This is a genomic window from Lacinutrix sp. Hel_I_90 (genome assembly GCF_000934685.1).
GTDB lineage: Bacteria > Bacteroidota > Bacteroidia > Flavobacteriales > Flavobacteriaceae > Lacinutrix.
The window spans coordinates 867,330-889,966 of record NZ_JYNQ01000001.1; the positions used below are offsets into that span (position 1 = coordinate 867,330).

General features: G+C 35.3%; 19 protein-coding genes and 1 pseudogene. 12 read left to right on the forward strand and 8 right to left on the reverse strand.

Annotated elements, in window-relative coordinates; genetic code table 11:
- The first annotated feature begins 7 nt into the window (after positions 1-7).
- From GQ46_RS03750 to GQ46_RS03765, 4 genes are all read left to right on the forward strand, one after another.
- Positions 8-379, forward strand: coding sequence for a transposase (locus GQ46_RS03750; RefSeq protein WP_044398512.1), 372 nt, complete (start codon positions 8-10; stop codon positions 377-379).
- Entirely contained in the window at positions 379-1,254 is an 876-nt protein-coding gene (locus tag GQ46_RS03755) for an IS3 family transposase (protein WP_052503394.1), read from the forward strand. The genes GQ46_RS03750 and GQ46_RS03755 overlap by 1 nt, the downstream gene beginning before the upstream one ends.
- A gap of 93 nt (positions 1,255-1,347) precedes the next feature.
- Entirely contained in the window at positions 1,348-1,893 is a 546-nt protein-coding gene (locus GQ46_RS03760) for a hypothetical protein (protein WP_156133092.1), read from the forward strand.
- Positions 1,894-2,161: 268 nt separating this feature from the next.
- Positions 2,162-3,442 carry a hypothetical protein gene (locus tag GQ46_RS03765; protein WP_044398517.1) on the forward strand — a complete coding sequence of 427 codons (1,281 nt, stop codon included), beginning with the start codon at positions 2,162-2,164 and terminating at the stop codon, positions 3,440-3,442.
- 363 nt (positions 3,443-3,805) lie between these two features.
- Here GQ46_RS03765 and GQ46_RS03770 read toward each other — a convergent pair whose 3' ends face one another.
- Positions 3,806-4,681: a diacylglycerol kinase family protein gene (locus tag GQ46_RS03770; protein ID WP_197077330.1), complete on the reverse strand. Its 876-nt coding sequence runs from the start codon at positions 4,679-4,681 to the stop codon at positions 3,806-3,808.
- A 56-nt stretch (positions 4,682-4,737) separates the two neighbouring features.
- On the opposite strand from GQ46_RS03770, the gene GQ46_RS03775 reads away from it, so the two are divergent.
- Together GQ46_RS03775 and GQ46_RS03780 are read left to right on the forward strand one after the other, a co-directional pair.
- Entirely contained in the window at positions 4,738-5,706 is a 969-nt protein-coding gene (locus GQ46_RS03775) for an App1 family protein (protein WP_044398519.1), read from the forward strand.
- A 59-nt stretch (positions 5,707-5,765) separates the two neighbouring features.
- Positions 5,766-6,137 carry a DUF202 domain-containing protein gene (locus tag GQ46_RS03780; protein ID WP_044398521.1) on the forward strand — a complete coding sequence of 124 codons (372 nt, stop codon included), beginning with the start codon at positions 5,766-5,768 and terminating at the stop codon, positions 6,135-6,137.
- Here the strand turns inward: GQ46_RS03780 and GQ46_RS03785 are convergent.
- Positions 6,106-7,896, reverse strand: coding sequence for an SLC13 family permease (locus tag GQ46_RS03785; protein ID WP_044398523.1), 1,791 nt, complete (start codon positions 7,894-7,896; stop codon positions 6,106-6,108). The genes GQ46_RS03780 and GQ46_RS03785 overlap by 32 nt on opposite strands.
- Positions 7,897-8,562: 666 nt before the next feature.
- Here GQ46_RS03785 and GQ46_RS03790 point away from each other — a divergent pair.
- The 6 genes and pseudogenes from GQ46_RS03790 to GQ46_RS17045 all read left to right on the forward strand — a co-directional run.
- A complete protein-coding gene (locus GQ46_RS03790) occupies positions 8,563-9,123 on the forward strand; it encodes a hypothetical protein (protein ID WP_156133093.1) in 561 nt (186 codons plus the stop codon).
- 228 nt (positions 9,124-9,351) lie between these two features.
- Positions 9,352-9,930 (forward strand): hypothetical protein, encoded by a 579-nt coding sequence (locus tag GQ46_RS03795; RefSeq protein WP_044398525.1) that lies wholly within the window; start codon positions 9,352-9,354, stop codon positions 9,928-9,930.
- Positions 9,931-10,153: 223 nt separating this feature from the next.
- Complete coding sequence (locus GQ46_RS03800; RefSeq protein WP_044398526.1) at positions 10,154-10,636, forward strand: mechanosensitive ion channel domain-containing protein; 483 nt, start codon at positions 10,154-10,156, stop codon at positions 10,634-10,636.
- A complete protein-coding gene (locus GQ46_RS03805) occupies positions 10,633-12,387 on the forward strand; it encodes a serine hydrolase (protein ID WP_052503396.1) in 1,755 nt (584 codons plus the stop codon). Before GQ46_RS03800 ends, GQ46_RS03805 begins: the two co-directional genes overlap by 4 nt.
- A gap of 862 nt (positions 12,388-13,249) precedes the next feature.
- On the forward strand, positions 13,250-14,098 hold the full coding sequence (locus GQ46_RS03810) for an aldo/keto reductase (RefSeq protein WP_044398527.1): 849 nt from the start codon (positions 13,250-13,252) through the stop codon (positions 14,096-14,098).
- A gap of 507 nt (positions 14,099-14,605) precedes the next feature.
- Positions 14,606-16,558, forward strand: a pseudogene (locus GQ46_RS17045) (APC family permease); the annotation flags it as partial.
- Between the two features lie 91 nt (positions 16,559-16,649).
- Here the strand turns inward: GQ46_RS17045 and GQ46_RS03820 are convergent.
- The 6 genes from GQ46_RS03820 to GQ46_RS03845 all read right to left on the reverse strand — a co-directional run bounded on the left by GQ46_RS03820 (position 16,650) and on the right by GQ46_RS03845 (position 22,618).
- Entirely contained in the window at positions 16,650-18,473 is a 1,824-nt protein-coding gene (locus GQ46_RS03820) for a long-chain fatty acid--CoA ligase (protein WP_044398528.1), read from the reverse strand.
- Positions 18,474-18,555: 82 nt separating this feature from the next.
- Positions 18,556-19,020, reverse strand: a complete 465-nt coding sequence (locus GQ46_RS03825; protein ID WP_044398529.1) for a MaoC family dehydratase — start codon at positions 19,018-19,020, stop codon at positions 18,556-18,558.
- Between the two features lie 12 nt (positions 19,021-19,032).
- On the reverse strand, positions 19,033-19,770 hold the full coding sequence (gene fabG / locus GQ46_RS03830) for a 3-oxoacyl-ACP reductase FabG (protein ID WP_044398530.1): 738 nt from the start codon (positions 19,768-19,770) through the stop codon (positions 19,033-19,035).
- A 31-nt stretch (positions 19,771-19,801) separates the two neighbouring features.
- Complete coding sequence (locus tag GQ46_RS03835) at positions 19,802-20,779, reverse strand: NADPH:quinone oxidoreductase family protein (RefSeq protein ID WP_044398531.1); 978 nt, start codon at positions 20,777-20,779, stop codon at positions 19,802-19,804.
- A gap of 54 nt (positions 20,780-20,833) precedes the next feature.
- The gene (locus tag GQ46_RS03840) at positions 20,834-21,838 is read right to left on the reverse strand and encodes an NADP-dependent oxidoreductase (RefSeq protein WP_044398532.1); all 1,005 of its coding nucleotides are present in this window, start codon (positions 21,836-21,838) and stop codon (positions 20,834-20,836) included.
- 24 nt (positions 21,839-21,862) lie between these two features.
- Positions 21,863-22,618 carry an SDR family NAD(P)-dependent oxidoreductase gene (locus tag GQ46_RS03845; RefSeq protein ID WP_044404496.1) on the reverse strand — a complete coding sequence of 252 codons (756 nt, stop codon included), beginning with the start codon at positions 22,616-22,618 and terminating at the stop codon, positions 21,863-21,865.
- Between the last annotated feature and the right edge of the window lie 19 nt (positions 22,619-22,637).

Below are 22,637 nucleotides of genomic sequence, written 5' to 3' on the forward strand. Positions count from 1 at the left end.
AAACATTATGTACAAAAATGACAAAGTAATTAGACGTTACAGTGAACCTTTCAAATTAAAAATTTTAGCCGAACTTACAATCGGAAAACACACAAAGAGCGAACTTTGTAAACTCTACTCAATTGCTCCCACAACGGTCAATGAGTGGATTAAAAAGTATAATCGTAAAGACTTAATGAACACCAGAGTAAAAGTGGAAACTAAAGACGAAATATCTAGAATTAAAGCACTTCAAAAAGAAATAGAACAACTAAAAAAACTACTTCTTAAAAAGGATCTTGACACTATGGTATTGGACTCCTACCTAGAAGTAGCAGCTGAAGACCTAGGCTATAAATCTGTCAATGAGTTAAAAAAAAAGATAAGTATAAAGCCTTAATTAAAGCTAAAGAGAAATCTAAGGGATTTACTTCTTTAACGACTATAACTCTTTGTTTTGGACTTAAACGTGATGCGTATTATAAATACAAATCTAGAGCTGATAAGCGTTTAAAACTTGAACAACAGATTATAAATATAGTCAGTAAAAAACGTAAATCCCTTCCTAGAGAAGGCGTGCGCAAACTTAAAATTTCATTGGATGATGAGTTTACTAAAGCCAAAATCAAAGTGGGCAGAGACACCCTATTTAATATCCTTAGAAAGCACAATATGCTTACACTTAGAAAGAAAACCAGTGCTAGAACAACCAACTCTTATCATCGTTTTTACAAGTATAAAAACATTATAAAAGATATAGAAATTAATAGACCTAATCAAGTTTGGGCATCTGATATCACATACATTAGAACCGTAAAAGGATTTTGTTATCTAGCATTAATAACAGATATGTACTCTAGAAAAATAGTTGGTTATGACCTAAGTGATAGCCTAGAACTTAAAGGATGCGTAAGAGCGCTTAATAAGGCCATATATCAGGCTAAAAACACCTGTACAGAGCGCAGTCGAAGTATTAATGGACTCATACATCATTCCGATAGAGGAATACAGTATTGTAGTAATGTATACACACAGATATTGAAAAGAAATAAGATAGGCATTAGTATGACTGAAGAAAATCACTGCTACGAAAATGCAATGGCAGAACGTGTAAATGGGATCTTAAAAGATGAATTCTACCTAGACCAAACCTTTGATAATGTGGCTCACGCAAAGAGAGCTGCAAAAAATGCAATTAATTTATACAACGAAATAAGATTACATTTATCTTTAGACTATAAAACACCTAATATGGTATATCAATTATCAGCGTAAAAATCAATTTTAACCTGTAGCCGTATTTCAGGACAAGACATGCGAAAACTCAAATACATATTAAACAATTTAACATTCATAATTCTGGCTTTAATGTTTGCGTGCAATGAAAATAATGAACCTAAAAATAAAGCCTTCATAACCAACAGTAGTAAATCGAACTTTGAATTTTATTTTGCCGATACTGTTCAAGTTAATAAGACATATCGAGGATTAGTTTTATACGATAGCAGCAGTGCAATAGACTCTATTACCGACAAATTAGAACACGAAAAAGACACGATTAGACTATTGGCTTTTTTTTTAAAGAATTCTAAAACTGCCATCAAAGATTCAGCTGATTTGATTGTAAACGACCCGAAATCCAATGTGTTTATGTCGAATACACCTGATTCTATATATTTTGAATATAAGTTTAAAGATACTGGTTACCAATTTTTAGAAGGTGTGCTTCAGGATGAAATAACCTATGCGACATTTGATAAAGAATATCCTGTAAATGTTACAACGGAAAATATACATATTAGCTGTCCTGTTTATGTAACGGACAATTTGAATTTCAAAAATAAATTGGGAAGTGTAATACGAAAATTAAAGAATGGTAAAACTGAAGATTTACTTTACGAACTAAATAACTAATTTTAATAAGCACTGTTTACAACAAAGAACTGAGGTAAAAAACAACACTTTTCTTCATTAATTTTAGACATTATTAGTTTAGGCTTTCAAAGAGATTTTTACGTGGGTAAAGCACGCAAAATTTTAGTTTGTTTATAGTTATAACGAAAATTCATTCTAAACATCCAATTTGTATGAATAAAGATATTGCACATTCTCAAATTTTGATTTTAATAAGAATTTCTTAGCTTTGTAATACACTAAGCTATTAACCCTTAACTCATTTCAAATGAAACTTTTAAATTTCACAGCTATTTTATTTGGTTTTTTACTCATTCTTTCTTGTAGTAAGGATGACGACCAAGTCGCAAACGTACCAACTTTAAATTCTATCAACTTAACCTCTCCGGAAGCAGATGAAACCCTTGTACAACTCCTACCTGAATTTACCTGGGAAACCTACGACAGTGACCAGACAGTAAATTATTCTATTTTTATTGGTACTGAGCAAGATAACCTACCATTAGCAGCATCAGAAATACAAAGCGCCAATCCAACTTTTACCCTTGACGTTAGTAACGCACTAGTGAATGCAACCACATACTACTGGAAGGTACAAGCAAATATTGAAGGAGCACTAGTAGCCGAAAGCGAAGTGCAATCTTTTGTTACAGAACTAATAACGACCATGCAGTTAACTGAAAATGCAGACTACCCAAAAAGAATTAAAGCATCTGCGGCTGCTTTTAATGACAAACTTTGGATCATTGGAGGAAAAGATGCTGGAGATATAGCCCTTGATGATATTTGGTCGAGTACTGACGGTATTACTTGGACTTATGAAGGAGCACTTTCTGGAACTGTTTATGGACATGAGTTAATAACTTTCAATAATAAACTCTGGTTATACGGAGGGATATTTGATGGTTTTGTTTCTTCCAAAATATTTAGCTCAGCTGATGGGGTAACTTGGATAGAAGAGACTGAAACAACACCATTCAGTCAGTACAACAATATACAAATGACTGTTCATAACGGTAGACTCTATAGGGTGGCAGGATATAATGCAAGCATTGATCCTTTATCTGATGAACGCGCAACCTATAGTAGTAGTGATGGTTTAAATTGGGACTTAGAAACTGCTAACCATGGTTTTGAATCAAAATACAGTTTTGTGGTTAGCGCCATAAATAATAACCTTATTGCTATAGAACCTTCCGCTGATAGTGGTGATAATTCGATTACATTGTATACAAGTTCTGATGGTATCACTTGGAATAATGAAACAACTTGGATGACAGCAGAGAGAGGATACACTTCTATTAAAACTGTAAAATTTGGTGATAAATTAATTCTGGCCACACCCCCACCAAGTAATTTGTCAAGTGCTACTACTTATTATGAGTCTGAAAATGGTATAGATTGGACTCCCGCAACCATGCAAACAACACCAATTGCTGCAAGAGATTATAATTTTGTAGCATTAGGTGGGTCTTTATATGCTATAGGAGGAACTACCATAACCTCCCAAGTTACATCGGCCGATAATCAAGTTTGGAAACTTAATTAATCATTTGATTATTACAACATAAAAAAGGTTCTAATACTAGATATTAGAACCTTTTACTCATTTTAAAGCTCTTATCTTTCCCTCTCAAAACAATATTTTTGAAACAATAACTGCTTGAATTTGATCTCTCAATATTTTAAGTACTCTATCGAATTTTATAACGTACTAATGTAAAAATTGGCATGAGAAATAACACGGAATTGCCTTTTGAGGAATCCATAAAAACAGGTAAGTATCTAAAAAAATAACTGATATTCTCTGTATGCGTAATGCAAGAGATTTTAAATCAGAAAAAAAAGTGATTTATCATAAGATGACATGATTAACAAAACAAATTGTATTCTTAAATGTGAAAATTTGTTTTTAAAACGGATGCATTGCTATTTTTAAACTCTCAGGTTTTATATGTGCAGAAAATTTTTTGAATTTGCCAATAAATTCGCCATCAACTTGAAGTGGAACAGGTTCCTTACAGGTCACCGAAACCGATTTTGCAGTATAGATTTCGACTGATGTTTTTGGAATAGATAAACGCCTTATAAAAGTTTTTAAAATGTCCTTAATACTTAATTTATTAAAAATAATAACTTCAAAATGACCATCATTAATTTTTCCGTCAGGATTAATCATAGCTCCAGTACCGTATTTTTTAGCATTAGTGAATGCTAGCAGGATCCCCTTTTTATTTATTACATTCTCTTTTAGCGAAATTTTAAACTCGTATGGCCCTTGAGATTTAAACAGAGTAGGAATGGCTTGTATTGCATATCCTAACATCCCACTGGATTTAGACTTTTCATAATTATAAATTAACTCTGCATTTATACCAACGTCTGCAATATGTATACATAATGTATCATTAACTACAATGGTATCAATAGTTTTAGGGTGGGACTGGAACGCTATTTCCAATTGCTCATTCAGATCTTTTGGAACGGCCAAAGAAGTAGCCAATCCGTTAGCAGAGCCACAAGCTAAAATCCCCAGTATAATTGGAGTTTCTATAAGTACTGAAGCTACCATTTTTAAGGTGCCATCTCCTCCAGCAGCAATTACGCGCTCATAAGTTACCTTTTTTAGTAATTGCTCAATCTTATCCTCATCATTTTCTCCTGTGGTTTTATAGGTTGTAAGATTACATCCAAGTTTTTGTGACCAAGATTTGGTTTTAGAAAGCACACTATCTACATCAATAGAACCTGCTGTTGGATTTAAAACTAAGAGAATATTTTTTTTCACTATAATTCTATATATTTAGTCATATAAAATTACAATTTTTTTAGTAAAACTTTATTATGAAGATAGATATAAGTATCTACAGAGGGTATATGAACGATACAGAAATAATACTTTCTGGACACGTTTTTAAGTCCTTGGCTCCAAGCCAGTATAGTATTGAAAAAAGAGCTTATAAACATGCTTTTTCTATATTGAAAATGTTTACCATAAAACCATTAAGCAATGAAATAGTAACCTTACAATTTCAGGATTTATCTGTTACTACCAAGACATTAAAAGATGGCTACTTTAATTTCAGAATACCGTACAATAAACCATTGGAAAGCGGTTGGCATCCTTGTACAGTGACTTGTAAACATGAGAACTTTAATATTACTTCGTCTGGTGAAATTTTAAAACCGCATACAGGAAGATATGGTATTATTTCAGATATTGATGATACACTTCTTATCTCTCATAGTTCTAACATTTTTAAAAAAATTTATGTGATGCTTACCCAGAATATAGACAAGCGTAAAATTTTTGATGATGTGCCTAAACACTATCAAGCACTCAGTAAGGCAGGACAAAAAAAGGAACATTTTTTCAATTCGTTTTTTTATGTCTCTAGTAGTGAATGGAATCTGTATTCATTTATAGTTGCTATAGCAAATAAATATAATCTCCCTAAAGCAGTCATTAAATTAAAAAAAATTAAAACGGGACTCGGTGATTTTCTGTTTACGGGAGGCGGCAATCATGATCATAAATTTGAAAAAATTAAAGAAATAATTTCATTCAATCCCGAACTTAAGTACGTTTTACTCGGTGATGATTCTCAAAGAGATCCTTATTTATATGAGCGAATATGCAAAGTATTCCCCATGAATATTGAAGCCGTTTATATACGTCAAACCACTAAAAAACCCAAGGTTAAAGTTCAAACGGTATTAAATAATATCGCCACCTTAAATGTTAGGTATTTATATTTTAAAGACAGTAAAGATGCCATTGTACATTCAAAAAAAATAGGAATTATAAATTAAAATTTCAGAACAAAACAAGATTTAGAAACCAAAAAATCTGATTTAAATTGAACCGTATTATGTCAAAAAAAGAAATACTTAAAAAAGTCACAGGCACAAAGCACTTAAAGTCTAGCTTCAAAAAAAGGGAAGCAATAATTTTAAGAGATTATTTAGCCCTAGAAAGAACGACACTTGCAAACGAAAGAACACTGTTTGCGTATCTGCGCTCAGGAATATATATGGTAATCGCTGGATTTGCTTTTTTAGAATTAAAGCAATTCATGGATTTGGAATGGCTTAGTTATATTCTATTTTTTTTTAGTTTAATTTTATTTGTTTTCGGAACCACACGCTTTATAATACTCAAAAGAAAGCTTGAGGTTTATTATAATAATATGGAGAACGAAAATGAAGAATCTAAAAAGGATAAAATTTTGGAATCAAAATAGTTGCAATGATCCAGAATATGATATTTAAAGGCAATCCGATTAACGTAAAATCTCTAAATCTGTAATTCCCTGCGCTATAAACCATCGTATTTGTTTGATACCCTATTGGTGAATAGAAGCTGGCACTACCCGCAAATGCTATAGCTACGAGTAATGGAGTGGCACTAACATTTAGGCCTTGAGAAATAGCGATTGCAATAGGGGCGAATAAGGCTGCAGCGGCATTATTGGATATAATACCTGTTAGTAAAGATGTGAGAAAATAAAGTACTGACACCACCACATAAGGGCCATATTCTGATCCTATATGTTCAACCATCAAACGCCCTATAAGCTCAGAAACACCACTTTCATTCATGGCTTTCTCCAAACTTAAAGCCCCAGCTAGTAAAAAAATCACCTGCCAATCTACACTTTTATAAGCGTCTTCCATCGTAATCACTTTGGTTACAGCTAAAAAAACAATCCCCGCCAGTCCCGCCATTACAATAGATACAATGCCTAATGTAGCGCAAAAAATAACACTCAAAATAGTTAGTGAAGCAATCACTAAATTCTTTATTTCGAGTTTTCCCATTTGCGTTTCTTTAAAAATAAGAAAAGGCGATCCCCCAGCCTTTTGGTGTTCCATTAAAGAAGTGTAGCCTTTTTCATCAGTTTGTACTAATAGTACATCGCCCGATTTAAGAACAATATCATCAAGATTTTTAAATTTTAATTCGCCGCGTTGTCTAATAGCCAAGATATTGGCAGTGAATCGTTTATAAAATTCAATATCCTTGATTTTTTTTCGTAAAATATCAGAATTAGATTGAAGAATAAGTTCGATTAGCTTAGTCGCTTCATTAGGAAATTTTTTCTCGGTAAAACGATTTACAATATAGAGATTATCGCTTTTAAGAATGCGCCTAATTTTTTCCATATCCCCCTTGACCAACAAGACATCACCTTCCTCTAATTCAAAATCTGTTTGAGGTGCTTCTGTTTCATTGGAATCACGTTTTATACTGAGTATTTCTAAATAATTATTCTCCCGATTAAATACATTTTCAATGGTTGGCTTCTCATCAATTGCAGCAGCTGTGTATCGTATTTCTGTTAAGAAATTGTCAATTTTGTTCTGATACGTATCCTCTGCAAGCTCTTCTCTTTCAGGTATCAACTTTTTACCAAATAGGATTAGATAAACCACTCCAACAAAAGAAAACACCATTCCCAAAGGTGTTAACAGAAACATAGAGAATTCACCCAATCCATTCTCTGCCGAAATTCCACTTACCAGTAAATTTGTGGAAGTCCCTATAAGAGTAGACATACCACCAAACATAGCTACAAAAGAAAGCGGAATTAAAAACCGCGATGGAGAAATACCCGCTTTTTTAGCAGACTTACTAATTACCGGAATAAAAGTAGCTACAACAGGTGTATTGTTTACAAATGCAGACATGGTTCCCACTAAAATAGCTAACCCACTAATGGAAACACCATAACTCTTTTTCAAGAATCTGGTGATTGCTGGACTAATACCTTCAATAACATTGGTTTTTATAATAGCGGCTGATAACACAAACATGGCCATTACGGTAAGTACCGCTTCGTTAGCAAAACCATGTACCCCCTGTTCAGTAGAGATGACTCCACTAAAAACGAGTACGACTATTATTCCTAGGGAAATAACATCAACAGAAACTCTTTCAGAGATAAAAAGAATCATAGCAAGGAGCATTACCCCTAGCGTTATGTATGCATCTATACCCATTTATTAATAGCTGTTAGGATTAAGCAAACCGTATCAGAGCTGTTTTATCTCATTAAAACTACAAATAGTACGCATCATTATTTAAAACAATATAATAAAGAAAGTTATTCTATTTTCTGTAAAATTCTTCATTACATTCAAAAATAACAGCTTACAACAATATATAAAAAAATAGGTAAAGTATCCTTATAATTAGGGCTTTTTGCTCGCTTCAAAAGTGGCACAAGGGAAGGGCTAAGAAAATGCAATCAATTTATAAAACGAAATAAGATTACACTTATCTTCCTATTACAAAACACCAAATAGAATATACCTGCCCGTCCGGCAGGCGGGTAATTTATTAGCTTAATTCAATTTTAACCTGGAGCCGTATTTAAGGACAAGACCGTTTTATTAAAAAATTTTAACCATACACTATTTGGCTAATCTGAGGGTCACATTTTATCTCTTCTATTGCCCAAAAACAAAGAGCAGATTATTATAAGATTAATTCTGGGTTAAACTGTCATTAACTTAGTTGAACGACTAGGTTTATCTTATGTTTTTTTTCTAGTTTTGCACGCGGAATTTAGTACTAGTAGCGCGCGATACTGGCATATTATAAATTTCGAGATTTATTTAAAAAAAACAAACCATTTTAAAAAAAACAAACCATTTAAAATTATCATGAAAAACCGTTTATTATCAATCGTAGGTTTAACTCTTTGTTTAACCGCTTGTGAAGAGTCAGAAATTGCTATTCAATCACCAACTGAAGTTTCACAAGAACAAGTCCAAGAAATACTTATTGACGCGCCACAGGAACAAGCCAATAGTAGAAATGCAAATACAGGCATTTACTTTACCATGGGGTATAACAAGCAAGTTGTACTCATAAGCCGTAGCGGTTACAGTACAGAAAGCGTAAGAATCGCTTTTACTGGGATTAACGATAGTCGTTGTCCAGTGAATGCTAAGTGCATTAGACAAGGGGGTGCTAAAGTACAACTTTCTTTTACAGAGGCGAATGGAGCTTTAACAACAGTTCCAATGTGTATAGGAGATTGTGATGAATTAGATCGCCCATTTGATAACGAAGCAATGCTTAGATTGGAAGATGAAATAGTATTTGAGCTTAATAACACCTATTACGCACTAGTGTTAAAAGTCGTTACTCCTGATCTAGTGGCTGGTTTTCCTACATTAGAATCTGACTACGCAGTCGAAATGCAGGTAAGAGCCCTATAACCTAAATAGGTTGTTGGCAAACCACCTAACATTTTAATAAAAACCCACAAGATTTTTTTCTTGTGGGTTTACTGTTTTTAGGTATTCCTTACCCTTATTGATTCAAGTTCTAGTACTCATTTAAAAAATTTCTTTGGAATTTTCTCTGGTCCGTATTTGTTTACTAATTTAGTAGCTTAAGTTAACATATACATCACGTTGCCAACAAGCTAAACAAAACACTCATATTTGAAAGCCAAACAAACTTATCTGAAAGGAAAATCTGTTTTTATAGTTTCATTACTTGTAATTGCAATTACAATCCTGACGGTCTATCTAACTGGAATAAATTATAATCGGAGTTTGACGTCCAACTTGTATTTTTCACTCGGAATTATCGCAACAGCAGTATTCTTGTTTATGACCTATGGCCTTTACGCAGGAATTGGACTGATTGATAACTTTCCAAAGTTTAGAAATTTTAAAACTAATGATTTAACGGGAAGTGCTTCATCGCCTATCGATATGCCTTCGATTGACGGTGGAGATGGCATTGGCGGACTGATCTTATCGATTGTACTATGGATTGCGATGTCAATATTATTTGTGATTTTACTAATAGTGCTAGAAGCTGTTTTTTGGTTTTCACTGCTCATCATTTTAGCAATACTTTATTGGGTTTTCTTTAGAGCCTTGAAGTTTGTTTTTAATAAATCAAAAGACACTCAAGGAGCTATTGGAATTTCAGCTTTTTACGCGCTAACTTATACGCTACTCTATGTTGGCTGGATAGTTGGAGTTGTTTATCTGACTCAAATAATAAAATAATGCCAGTAGCATACTTAAGCCATATAAAATTAATTACCGGGTTCTCATACCTGGTTCTCTCCTACTTAGAAATGCTCACGTATTTTTCTCTAGTTCGTATTTGTTTACTAATTTAGTTGCTACACAACACAACCAACCATAAATACCAAGTTGCCTTACATTAAAGAAACACGGTCGTGCTAAATTGAAATTTCAGCAATTAAAAAAATAAAAAGAACACCCTATGGATATTAGAATTTTAGAAACAATAATTGCAATTGCTTCCTTTTTTATTTTAAGAGTTGGGTCTATAAAATCACTCGCAAGAATTCAAAGAAAATACGACTATTCAAAATACAGAATAAGACCGATACAAAAGTCTATTAATTTATTCATTTTTGTGACTCTCATCACTGTGATTATAGCAATATGGGGTGTTCAACAAGCAAATATTTTGACTTTTATCACTTCATTTCTTACCGTTGTAGGAATTGCATTAGTTGCCCAATGGTCAATACTTTCAAACATATCATCAGCCATAATTATTTTCATAAGTCATCCCGTTAAATTAGGACAATCTGTTACTATTATTGACAAGGAATTTGATATTAAAGGACAAGTGTCCGATATTGGACTATTCTACGTAATATTAAAAACAGATACAAATGAAAAAGTTATGATCCCTAACATTATATTCTTACAAAAAGCAACAAAAATAAATTTATGAAATTAAATTATCCAACTCACAGAAATGGCCTTTTCATACTTCTTTTAGTATTAATAAGCCATATAAGTTTTGCTCAAACGAAAGTTGAGCAAATCGAAGAACTTTTAAGTACTTATGAAGAGTATGGTAAATTTAATGGTTCTGTATTAGTGTCCGATCAAGGCAAAGTCATCTATAAGAAAGGCTTTGGTATGGCAAATATGGAATGGGATATCCCTAACAAACCCAATACCAAACATCGCTTAGGCTCTATTACAAAACAATTTACCGCACTACTAATTTTACAACTAGTAGCAGAAGGAAAATTAGATTTACAAGAACCTATTTCAAAGTACTTGCCTGACTATCCCAAAAAAACTGGTGATATTATTACCACGCATCACCTACTTACACATACTTCAGGAATACCAAATTACACATCATTTCCTAAATTTATGGAAGAGGAAAGTCGAAATCCCTATAGCCCTGAAGCGTTTGTAAAAAAGTTTGATGAAAAAGAATTAGATTTTGCCCCTGGTGAAAAATTTAGTTATAGTAATTCGGGCTATTTTCTTCTAGGGGCTATTATTGAAAAGTTATCTGGAAAAACATATGAACAAATGCTTCAAGATAAAATTTTCACACCGCTGGCTATGAATAATACAGGTTATGATAATCACGGTGACATCCTAAAAAATAGAGCCACCGGTTATGAAAAACAAGGTGGTGCTTATATAAATTCGAGATACTTAGACATGACAATTCCTTATGCAGCAGGATCTATGTATTCGACAGTTGAAGATCTTTATAAATGGGATCAAGCCTTATATACGTCTACCCTTTTACCAGAAGTATATATGACCCTGTATTTTAAACCTTACGTGCCAGCTTTTGGTAAAGCTCATTATGCTTATGGTTGGGTTGTGGGATATGATAAAATAGGAGCCTCTAAAGATAGTATTTACACCATAAGCCATGGTGGTGGTATTAACGGATTTAATACTAATATTTCTAGAGCAACCTCTAATAAATCTTTGGTAGTCCTTCTAAATAATACTGGTGGTGCACCCCTTAACGAAATGACAAGAGCTATTCGAGGCATCTTGCATGGAAAAGACTACGACATGCCTAAAAAATCGGTGGCCGATGCGTTATTAGTTGTTATTGAAGACAAAGGTATTGATGCTGGAATAGCTAAATATAATACCATAAAAGATTCTGATGCTTATTACTTAAGTGAAAGTGAAATGAACACTATTGGTTATCAACTTATGGGTTCTGATAAAGTAGAAGACGCCAACATAGTATTTCAACTTATTATTAAAGAATTTCCAAAATCAGCGAATGCCTATGATAGTTATGGAGAAAGTTTAATGAAGTTAGGTAACAATGACCTAGCCATAATAAATTACAGAAAATCGGTAGCATTAAACCCTAATAATCAAAACGCTATCGATGCTTTAAAGACCCTTGGAGATGATATAAGCGATTTGGTAAAAGAGATAAAAGTATCCCCTACTGTTTTAGAAACGTATGTCGGTAAATACGAACTCCAACCGGGGTTTATTATTACAGTTACAAGAGAAGGAAATCAATTAAAAACTCAGGCCACTGGTCAACCAGTATTTGATATATTTCCAAAATCTGAAAATAAATTTTATTTAAAAGTCGTTGATGCACAATTAACCTTTAATAAAAATGAGGCTGGCGAAATAGATAGTGTAACCCTTTTTCAAGGAGGACGAGAAATGAAAGCTAAAAGAATAGAATAGATTAAATTTAAATAATTAAGATATATTTTAGATATAGAACAATAACGAAAGCACAACAATGGCTATAAGCAATTGCTTGTTCTCGCCTACTTCTAAAAATGATAACGGATTTTCAGTTTGCTGTGTGATTTCCAAGCTTGGTGTTCTGAATGCAAAAAAGAGGGAATTAAAACAGAGGGTTGGAATAACGACTCTATGAAATTCGCTAGAATAAAAATAGCTTGTGAAAGATGTTATTTTGAAATTAAGGAAATAAACGAACAAGCAAAGCACTAAAGCACAATAAAATACTGTGATAAAACAAGTGAAAATTCATTAATTTTTCCTTAGCGTGCTTTTATAACTATCATTATATATTAAGGTGCAGCATTTATATTTTTTGCGGGTATTCTCTGTATTACTTACTTGGTGTTTATAACAGTAATTAAGTATCAAGAAGAGCGCGACGAAACTGTATAAACTATCGAAATCATTGTTTATCGGGCTGTTAGGATGGCAAAACGAAAAAATGTCACTTAACGAATTATCAGCCACGGTAAATATCTCATTAGCGAATCTCCCCGAGCTTAAAACTGGCTATGTTGAACTAATCGAATAAGTACACTTATAGCTGTTATGAAGCTCTAGATTGTCAGTCTGGAGGTATTTCACAGTATTAAAAAAAATATATAACCTTGCTTAAAAATTAATTAAGACCAGACCTGCAACATCCCTTATCGTATACATTTTTCATAATTTAACGTAGTTCGTTATCTTTAGGCTAGGATTGAAAGAATCGTATAGATTGTAACGGAAACACAGTATCGCCTAGACCGTGAGTACAATTCTAAAAATAATTAATTTAAGAAATGGATTGAAAATTATGCAACAATTAACCTTAAATGACGGACATAAAATACCAACATTAGGATTTGGAACCTACAAATTAACAGGGCCAGAAGGAATAGAATCAGTCGCATCTGCTATTTCTAAAGGTTATTCTCTAATTGACACGGCTGCAGTTTATGAAAATGAAGAAACTGTTGGCAAAGGAATCAAAGCTAGTGGAGTTGTAAGAGAACATCTTTTTATTACTACCAAGTTATGGCGAGAGAATTTAGGTTACGAATCTACTCTGGTTGAATTTGAAAATTCTTTAAAAAGACTTGACCTAGACTATATCGATTTATATTTAATACACTGGCCTGCAAATGCTAAGAATTATGATAACTGGCAGAAAACTAATGCTGATACTTGGAAAGCAATGGAAAAACTACAAGCCGACGGCAAAATAAAATCTATTGGCGTAAGTAATTTTTTTCAAGAACATTTAGAAGTATTATTTCAAACGGCCAATGTGCTTCCATCTGTTAATCAAATTGAATTTCATCCCGGATATTGGCAACAGGAGCTGGTACAATACTGCAAAAATCAAAATATAACCGTTGAATCTTGGTCTCCTTTGGCAAGAGGAAAAGTATTTGGAAATGACGTGTTAGAAAAAATTGCTAAAAAACATCACAAAACGGTGGCTCAAGTTTGCTTAAAATGGATTATTCAACACCAAGTAATTGTCATTCCAAAATCAAAATCACCCAAAAGAATAGAAGAAAATAGCAATTTGTTCGATTTTAAATTAACTCCAACCGAGATGAATAGTATTGACGCCCTTCCACAAATGGGTTTTAGTGGAGAATTGCCTAATATGTGGCCAGACAAGAAGAACTCATGAATGTTAATTGGAATGGTTTCTAAACGCGTTAACAGATCTTGAAGTACGTGTTTTTGAACTGATGCTAATTACCATTAGACTCTGTAAATACTAAATAGCTAATGTCAGTCCCAAAATATTTAATATCTTTATTCCTAAGAAAATGTTTTTTTTAAAGGACAATCTACACGCGTTTCACTCACTTAAAAGCCAGGTCTAAAAGCCTCATAAAATTGTACGAAATCTGTGTAGAAAAAAGCGGAGATGTATACTATTAACCCGATCAAAGTCTCTGCGTATTAAAGAACCTTAGTCCGCTCTCTTTTGCCTTTTCTAATTTTTAGAACCTAATTTAGTATTTTCATTAAAATGCTAACTTAAGTCGTATAAAATTAATCAAAATTGAACTCGAATAAATTAAAACGTACCATTGGGCTAGTCTCAGCTACTTCTATCGGCTTGGGAGCGATGTTAGGTGCTGGTATCTTTGTTTTTCCCGGATTAGCGGGTGGGTAAGCTGGGTTTGCAGCAATCATTTCTTTTTTAATAGGGGGAATTATTGCCCTATTTACAGCAGCTTGTACCGCTGAACTAGCGACAGCAATGCCGCAGAGTGGAGGTGGCTATTTTTTTATTTCTAGGTCTTTTGGCAACTTTTGGGGAACAATAGTAGGAATTTCTCAATGGGTTGGACTGATTTTCGCTTGTGCCTTTTATCTGGCAAGTTTTGGCGAGTATGCTTTAAGCTTCCTTTCAGAATTGAACATCACTTGGACTACCAGTGCAAAAATTTTGGCATTTTGCTTTACCCTAGTTATTTTATTTATTAATATCATTGGAACCAAAAAAGTAGGGCGCCTTCAGAATCTAATGGTCATTACGCTTACCATTATCTTGGTTTTGATATTCACTTATGGTCTTATTGATTTTTTTGGATTAGAAGACAACACTACCGCTTTTTCAGAAATTGCTCCTGAGGGAACACTCTCTATATTTACAACAACAGCCCTAATATTTACTTCTTATCTCGGCTTTGTACAAGTAACAAACATAGGAGCAGAAATAAAAAATCCAAGTAAAAATTTACCTCGCGCATTAATTGGCAGTGTACTCATTGCCATGAGCTTGTATATATTCATTATGATCGTTTGTACGGTTACTTTTCCGCAAGAAGAATTAAAAACATTCGGAGAAACGGCAACTATTGAGGTCGCCCGAAAAATGTTGGGTGGTTGGGGCGCCATCATAGTTATTTTTGCTGGGTTGTTGGCTACGCTATCTAGTGCCAACGCATCCCTGATTAGTGCCTCGCGCAGTGTCTTTGCTTTGAGCAAGGACAAATTAATTAGCCATAAAGCAAGTAAAATTAATAAGCGATTTGGCACACCACACATTGCCTTAATTTTAGTTACAATGCCTATTGCTGTTATACTTATCAGAAGTAAATTAGAGGTGTTTGCAGAAGTCGCCTCCATTTTACATCTCATGATTTATGCGGGAATATGCTTTTCGGTTTTAAAATTAAGAACCACTAATCCAATTTGGTATGTTCCTACTTTCCGCGTTCCCGCAGCAAAAATAGTGGCAGGATTAGGAGCTGTAAGTTGTTTAACTTTGATTTTCTTTATGCAAGAAACATCTATGCTTATTAGTTCGAGTGTTTTACTTTTTGCTGTGGCTTATTACTTTTTATATGTAAGAAAGAAAGACCTTAAACTACAGACACCCGAACCCCCTCATATTGATACAGATATATTTCATCCAAGCATTCTAATTCCATTAGATATCACTCAAGAAAAGAAAAATTTACCAGATGGCATTTTAGAATCTATGTCTATTTCCAAATTGCTACTGTTGGGCTTTAAAGAAACTCCAGAACAAAGTGATTCAGAACAATCTGAAGAAGAATTTGGAGAGGAAGGAGAAAAGAAGTTGGATAAAATTCGAAATCAGTTGGAAGAAAAACAAATCACTTTTCATTCGAAACTGATATTCAGCAATGAAATAATAGCTCAAATTAAGCAGATCATTGCGGAAGAAAAACTTCAGTTTATATTGACACTAAAGCCAGTTGCAGAACTGCACCGATTAGTAATTCTCATTTTCGACTTGTCTCAGATAAACACAAAACTTAGTACTATTATTTATAATCTTAACGCTAACAAATCAGTAAGAATAAAAGTCATCCTCTTTACAGAAACTGATGACGAATCCTCCAATGAAGCCCAATTAAAACACGCCATAGAAAATCAATTGAGTTTAGTAAACATTACTGTTCACGATTATCAAGTTTACGAGAAAGAGAAAGCATCATCCGAAGCTTTTATTCAGAAGATTAGCGAAAAAACAGATTTGCTCATCTGGTCTGAAGCAGAGTCTTCTGAGCTAGAATTTTTCTTAAATATCATACTTGAGAAAGAATCAGAAAACCTATCGTCCCCCTGTATCATGATTTTGAAGAATAAGACTACTAAGAAATAGAAAAAATAAGTTATTGGGTAGAACTTAAACACTGTTTAGCTAAATTATTTACCTAAACACGCAACAAACCATGTCCCTTAACGAACAGCTTTTACGCCTCCTTATAAATAGCTGCAATTTCGGCACTATATTTTTCTCTTATGACTCTTCTTTTAAGTTTTAAGGTAGGTGTTAGTTCTGCCAAAGCACCATCTTCATGAATGGGTAGCCAAGGCGTGCCTATTAGTTTAAATTTCTTTATTTGTTCTATATGACCAAATTCTGGGTTATAGCTATCAATGACTTTCTGATATTTACGGATTACCTTTTTATTTAGTATCATTTCCTCCAAAGTGGTCCACGCCATTTTCTTATGGAGGCACCAACTTTTTAGCGCTGCTTCTGAAGGTAAAATTAAAGCGGAAACAAACTTTTGATTATCCCCTATAACCATCAACTGTTCAACCAAAAATTCTTCCTTAATACGGTTTTCAATGGGTGCGGGAGCGACGTACTTTCCGCCTGAGGTTTTCAATAATTCTTTCTTCCTATCTGTAATCTTAAGAAACGCCCTGCCATCGGGTCCTTTAATTAGTTTTCCTATATCGCCTGTACGAAACCATTTTTTACCATCAATGATCTGGAATACCTCGTCGTTTTTATCTGGTTTTTTGTAATACCCGAGCATGACATTGGGGCCGTGAGCCAAAATTTCACCTTCATCTTCTTTATACTCGCCAGATTCTGTATCAATAAATAAGGAAACACCTTCAATGGTATACCCAACGGTTCCCATCATGGTCCCATTTGGCTCCAAGCTGTTCCCTGTTAACGTCGGCGAGGTCTCCGTTAATCCGTAAGCTTCTCTAATAGGGATACCTGCCGCACAAAAAACACGTAATATCTTAACTGGACATGGAGCGGCACCAGTAATAATTTGCCTTATATTACCGCCTAAAGCAGCCCGCCATTTGCTAAAAATTAATGTATCGGCCAGTTTCCACTTTAGCTTTTCAACAAAAGATAACTGCTGGTCTAGCTCGTAATCATCGGTTAAATCCAAAGCCCAAAAAAATAGTTTACGCTTAGTTCCTTCCAGAGCCAAACCTTTGTTGTAAATAGCTTCATAAATCTTTTCCAATAATCGCGGCACTGTAGTAAAAACCACTGGACGTACTGCCAACAAATCCCCATCGGGTCCACTAAGATTGTCTGTTCCACAGAAAAACACCGAAACACCCTTATAGCAATAACAAAAAGACACAGCGCGTTCATAAACGTGGCAAAGCGGAAGAAAACTTAGGACTTTCTCATTGGGTTTAGCTACTAATAATGCCGCGGTTGCTTTAACAACATGCATAATATTAGCATGGCTTAACATAACGCCTTTGGGGTTCCCTGTTGTTCCTGAGGTATAGATAATAGTTACCAAATCATCTCCTTTGATATTGGATTTTATCTGCTCTAAGCTTGAAATACCTTGAGGGTCAAAAATTGATTCCCAAAAAGGGTTGCCGCTTACCTCATCAAAGGTGTAAATGTGTTTTAATGTAGCGACTGCTTTTTGAGTTTCCGATAGTTTCGCATACAAATCCAGTCCGCCACAGAAGGCGGCTTTTACCTCAGCTTCATTTAAAATATATTCATATTCCGAGACACTAATTGTAGGATATAAAGGAATACTAATCATTCCGGCTAGTTGTATGGCATAGTCTATTACAATCCATTCTGGCCTATTTTTATAGGCTACAATGGCGACCTTATCGCCAGGCACAAGTCCTAGTTTCAATAATCCTGCTGCCGCTTTTTCGGCAGTGTCCATTAATTTTTGGGTACTATAGGATTCCCATTGCCCTTTTGAATTTCTTCCACTAATGGAAGCTTCTAACGGATTATTTATTAACTGATGGTCTAGTAAATCGAAGAGTCTGGTCATTGGTTTGGTTTATTTTGACAACCCTGAATATACAAAATAAAGGGTTCTAATTAATAAGGGGATTAAAACATTAGAATAAAGGTCATTCAAACATAAGATTAATAAATTCTGCTACACAAGCTGGTTTATCAGCACCTTCAATTTCCACTGAACAGTGACAGGTGACTTTAACACCGTTTTCAGCATAGGTCTCAATAGCAGTCACTTTCCCGTTCAGTCGCAACTTACTATCCACCAAGACGGCATTTGGAAAACGAACATTATTCAAGCCATAATTCACCCCCATTTTTACCGATTTAACTTCCAGAAGGTCTCCCAACATTTTGGACAATAGGGATACAGACATAAAGCCATGTGCCACTGGCTTTTTAAATGGAGACTGTTGCCTTGCCTTTTCCACATCTACATGTATCCATTGAAAATCCAATGTCGCTTTGGCGAAATCATTTATCATTTCCTGGGTTATGGTAACCCATGCTCCAGGTGGAAGTGCTTTCCCTTCGCAGGTACTAAATTCCTTTAAGTCGTTAAAAACCAGTTTATTCATTTTCTCTAGTGTTTATCGTGAAGTTCCGCCATCAATAGTTAAACAAATTCCTGAGACAAAACGCGCCTCGTCAGAGGCTAGATATAAATAACCATAGGCGATATCTATGGGTTGTGCAGCCGTTTTTAAAGGGATACTGGCCTTAATGGCCTCTAACTGTACTTCTGGAATATTGTCAACCATATCGGTCATCGTAAAGCCAGGTGCTATAGCATTGGCAGTTATCCCGTATTTACCAAGTTCCATGGTCCACGTTTTGGACATGGCAATCACACCTGCTTTGGTTGCTGCATAATTGGTTTGACCAAAATTACCTCGTAGACCCACATTGGAAGCCGCACTCACAATTCTTCCATAATTTTTAGACTTCATGTAAGGCGCTACCGCTTGTGTACAAATAAATACCCCTTTCAGGTTTACCGCAATAACGGCATCAAATTCATCCTCACTCATCTTTTCTAAGGTACGGTCCCGTGTGATCCCAGCATTATTAATTAGGATATCAATTTTCCCGTATTTAGAATTCACCTGTTCAAAAAGTTTTTCAACAGCCGATTTGTCGGTTACTGAAACCTTATGAAATTCTGCGGTTCCACCAGATTCACTTATACCATCGACTACTTCTTGACCTTGTGGAAGAAGATCCATGATAATAACGGTAGCGCCTTCTTTAGCGAAGAGTTCGGAAATAGCCTTTCCAATGCCCCGAGAACCTCCGGTAACGATTGCTATTTTATCTTTTAATCTCATATCTTTTGTTTTTAGTGTTATTGCTTGTTATTTATGAAATCTGAACAACCATTTTTCCTTTTACCTTTCTATGCATCATTTCGTCTAAAGCTACTTCAGTAGCTTCTAAGGACACTATTTTATGAATGTGTGGTTTTAGCTTTCCTTCTGCATGCCATTGCATTAAAGTCATGGTATTGGCCATATTATCTTTAGGATATTTCATTGCGAAACCACCCCAGAAAACACCAACTATCGAAGCGCCTTTCAGTAAAGGAAGGTTTAACGGAATCTTAGGAATCGTACCTGCTGCAAAGCCTACCACTAAAAAGCGACCGTTCCATGCGATACCTCTTAGTGCCTGCTCAGAAAAATCGCTCCCAACAGGATCATAAACGACATCTACACCTTTACCTTCTGTTAGCGTTTTTAAAGTGGCTTTCAAATCTTGTTTGGTATAGTTGATTAGTTCATCTGCACCATACGCCTTACAGAGGTCTAGCTTTTCTTGAGTAGACGCCGCCGCAATAACCTTCGCTCCCATTAATTTGCCCAATTCAACAGCGGCCAAACCAACCCCTCCTGAGGCTCCTAAAACTAAAAGCGTTTCCCCTTTCATTAGCTTTGCCCTATCTTTTAATGCGTGATAAGAAGTCCCGTAAGCCATCATAAAAGAGGCGGCTACTGGATACTCCATTTGAGGGGGTTTAGGAAAGCAAGCGTTTCCTGGTACAATAACTTCTTCAGCTAAGCCACCATGTGCTACAAAACCAAAAACGGCATCGCCAACCTTTAAATGGGTCACACCATCGCCCACTTCCTTTACGACACCTGCTATATCGCTTCCTGGAGTAAATGGTAACTCTGGTTTAAATTGATACAAGCCTTGAATGATTAGTGTATCCGGAAAATTTAATCCACAGACTTTTACCTGTACCAAAACTTCCTTTGGACCAGCATGCAAGGACGCTATTTCCTCTAACTTCAAATTGGACGGTGGACCGTAAGTATTACATCGTATTGCTCTCATTTTCTATATTTTGCACTGTTGTTTTTGAAATAATCTTCACGCTTTAACAAGACATTAATCTTCTATAACTTTCAATACCAATTTACCCAGTTTATCACCAGAAAACAATCGGTTATAAGTCTCTGGGAAGTTCTCAATGCCCTCATAAACATCCTCACGCGTTTTCAGCTTGCCTTCAGCCATCCATTTGCCCATTTGCTGACCCGCTTCTCCATAGCGTTCAGCCCAATCAAATACAACCATTCCCTGCATGGTTGCTCTATTCACCAATAAAGAAAGATAGTTGGCTGGCCCTCTCATATTTTCCTTGTTATTGTACTGAGAAATCGCCCCGCAAATAACAACTCTTGCGTGCATTCGTAATCTTCCTAAAGCGGCATCCAAAATCTCGCCTCCAACATTATCAAAATAAACATCCAATCCTTTAGGGCATTCTTGTTTCAATCGCTCCTTTACCTTTTCGTTTTTATAATCTATGCACGCATCAAAGCCTAAATCTTCGACTACATATTTACATTTATCTTTACCACCTGCGATACCAATTACTTTACATCCTTTTATCTTAGCTATTTGTCCAACAATACTGCCTACAGCACCAGCTGCTCCAGAAACCACAACAACATCTCCTTCCTTAATTTTTCCTACTTCCAAAATTCCGAAATAAGCGGTCATTCCGGGCATCCCCAAGGTGCCAATATAAGTGGGAAGTGGCGCTAACTTTGGGTCTACTTTATAATAGCCTTTTCCATCTGTCGCCACATATTGTTGAACCCCGCCATGACCTGAAACGAAATCGCCATCCTTGAATGTTGGATTATTTTTTGATTTTATAACCTCGCCAACTGAACCTGCGCGCATGACTGCCCCGATTTCTACTGGTGCTATATATGATTTCCCCTCATTCATCCAACCACGCATAGCGGGGTCAAGAGAGATATAATGATTCTTTATTAAAACTTGCCCTTCCTCTAGTTCTGGAATAGGATTTTTTTCTAAGGACCATGTAGACGCATCTGCGGCTCCTACTGGTCTTTTTTTAAATATCTGTTGTTTATTCATCTTGTTTTATTTTTCTATTTATTATTATAAAGAAGTTCCGCCGTCTAAGGTGATGGTCTGTCCCGTGATAAATTTTGAATTTTCAGAGGCCAGCCAGCAAATAGCTTCAGCAATTTCGTCCGCCTCCCCGAACCTGCCCATAGGTATAAAGCGTTTTAACTTATCATCCATATCGGGACTCACGGAAAGCAATTGTTCCAACAAAGCCGAATGGGTAAACCCGGGACACACCGCATTGATTCGAATGTTTTTTCTGCCATACTCCAAAGCGGCTGATTTTGTCATTCCCACCACTGCAAATTTACTAGCGGAATAAGACAAATTATTTCCTGAAGCCTTTAAGCCCGCTAAAGAAGCAACATTCACAATGTTACCATAGCCCTGTTTCTGCATCTGTTCTAGCGCCAATTTCATGCAATAAAATACGCCTGTTTGATTAACCGCAATTACATTATGCCAATCGTCAAGGGAATGATCTGCTGTCTTTGCTTGGTGCTTACCTCCTATTCCTGCATTGTTCACCATGACGTCCAGGCGACCCTGTTTTTTAATTACAGTTTGTAGTAATTCCTCCACCTGCTCGAACTGGGTTACATCTGTTGCTAATGCCGAGGCCTTACCACCAGCGTCTCGGATTTCACTTGCTACTTTTTCTGCATTTTCCAAATTGATATCAGAGACCACTACATTGGCCTCATGCGTTCCAAAAAGCTTTGCCGTGGCTGCCCCGATACCACTACCAGCACCTGTAATTACTACTACTTTATCTTTAAAGTTCATTTTTTCGTTTTTGGTTGAT

Coding starts and splice junctions, on each gene's coding strand:
- GQ46_RS03790 (WP_156133093.1), top strand. CDS start 8,563: ATGAAAAACCGTTTATTATCAATCGTAGGTTTAACTCTTTGTTTAACC.
- GQ46_RS03805 (WP_052503396.1), top strand. CDS start 10,633: ATGAAATTAAATTATCCAACTCACAGAAATGGCCTTTTCATACTTCTT.
- GQ46_RS03775 (WP_044398519.1), top strand. CDS start 4,738: ATGAAGATAGATATAAGTATCTACAGAGGGTATATGAACGATACAGAA.
- GQ46_RS03835 (WP_044398531.1), bottom strand. CDS start 20,779: ATGAGAGCAATACGATGTAATACTTACGGTCCACCGTCCAATTTGAAG.
- GQ46_RS03760 (WP_156133092.1), top strand. CDS start 1,348: ATGTTTGCGTGCAATGAAAATAATGAACCTAAAAATAAAGCCTTCATA.
- GQ46_RS03810 (WP_044398527.1), top strand. CDS start 13,250: ATGCAACAATTAACCTTAAATGACGGACATAAAATACCAACATTAGGA.
- GQ46_RS03820 (WP_044398528.1), bottom strand. CDS start 18,473: ATGACCAGACTCTTCGATTTACTAGACCATCAGTTAATAAATAATCCG.
- GQ46_RS03840 (WP_044398532.1), bottom strand. CDS start 21,838: ATGAATAAACAACAGATATTTAAAAAAAGACCAGTAGGAGCCGCAGAT.
- GQ46_RS03800 (WP_044398526.1), top strand. CDS start 10,154: ATGGATATTAGAATTTTAGAAACAATAATTGCAATTGCTTCCTTTTTT.
- GQ46_RS03785 (WP_044398523.1), bottom strand. CDS start 7,896: ATGGGTATAGATGCATACATAACGCTAGGGGTAATGCTCCTTGCTATG.
- GQ46_RS03765 (WP_044398517.1), top strand. CDS start 2,162: ATGAAACTTTTAAATTTCACAGCTATTTTATTTGGTTTTTTACTCATT.
- GQ46_RS03845 (WP_044404496.1), bottom strand. CDS start 22,618: ATGAACTTTAAAGATAAAGTAGTAGTAATTACAGGTGCTGGTAGTGGT.
- GQ46_RS03825 (WP_044398529.1), bottom strand. CDS start 19,020: ATGAATAAACTGGTTTTTAACGACTTAAAGGAATTTAGTACCTGCGAA.
- GQ46_RS03780 (WP_044398521.1), top strand. CDS start 5,766: ATGTCAAAAAAAGAAATACTTAAAAAAGTCACAGGCACAAAGCACTTA.
- GQ46_RS03750 (WP_044398512.1), top strand. CDS start 8: ATGTACAAAAATGACAAAGTAATTAGACGTTACAGTGAACCTTTCAAA.
- fabG (WP_044398530.1), bottom strand. CDS start 19,770: ATGAGATTAAAAGATAAAATAGCAATCGTTACCGGAGGTTCTCGGGGC.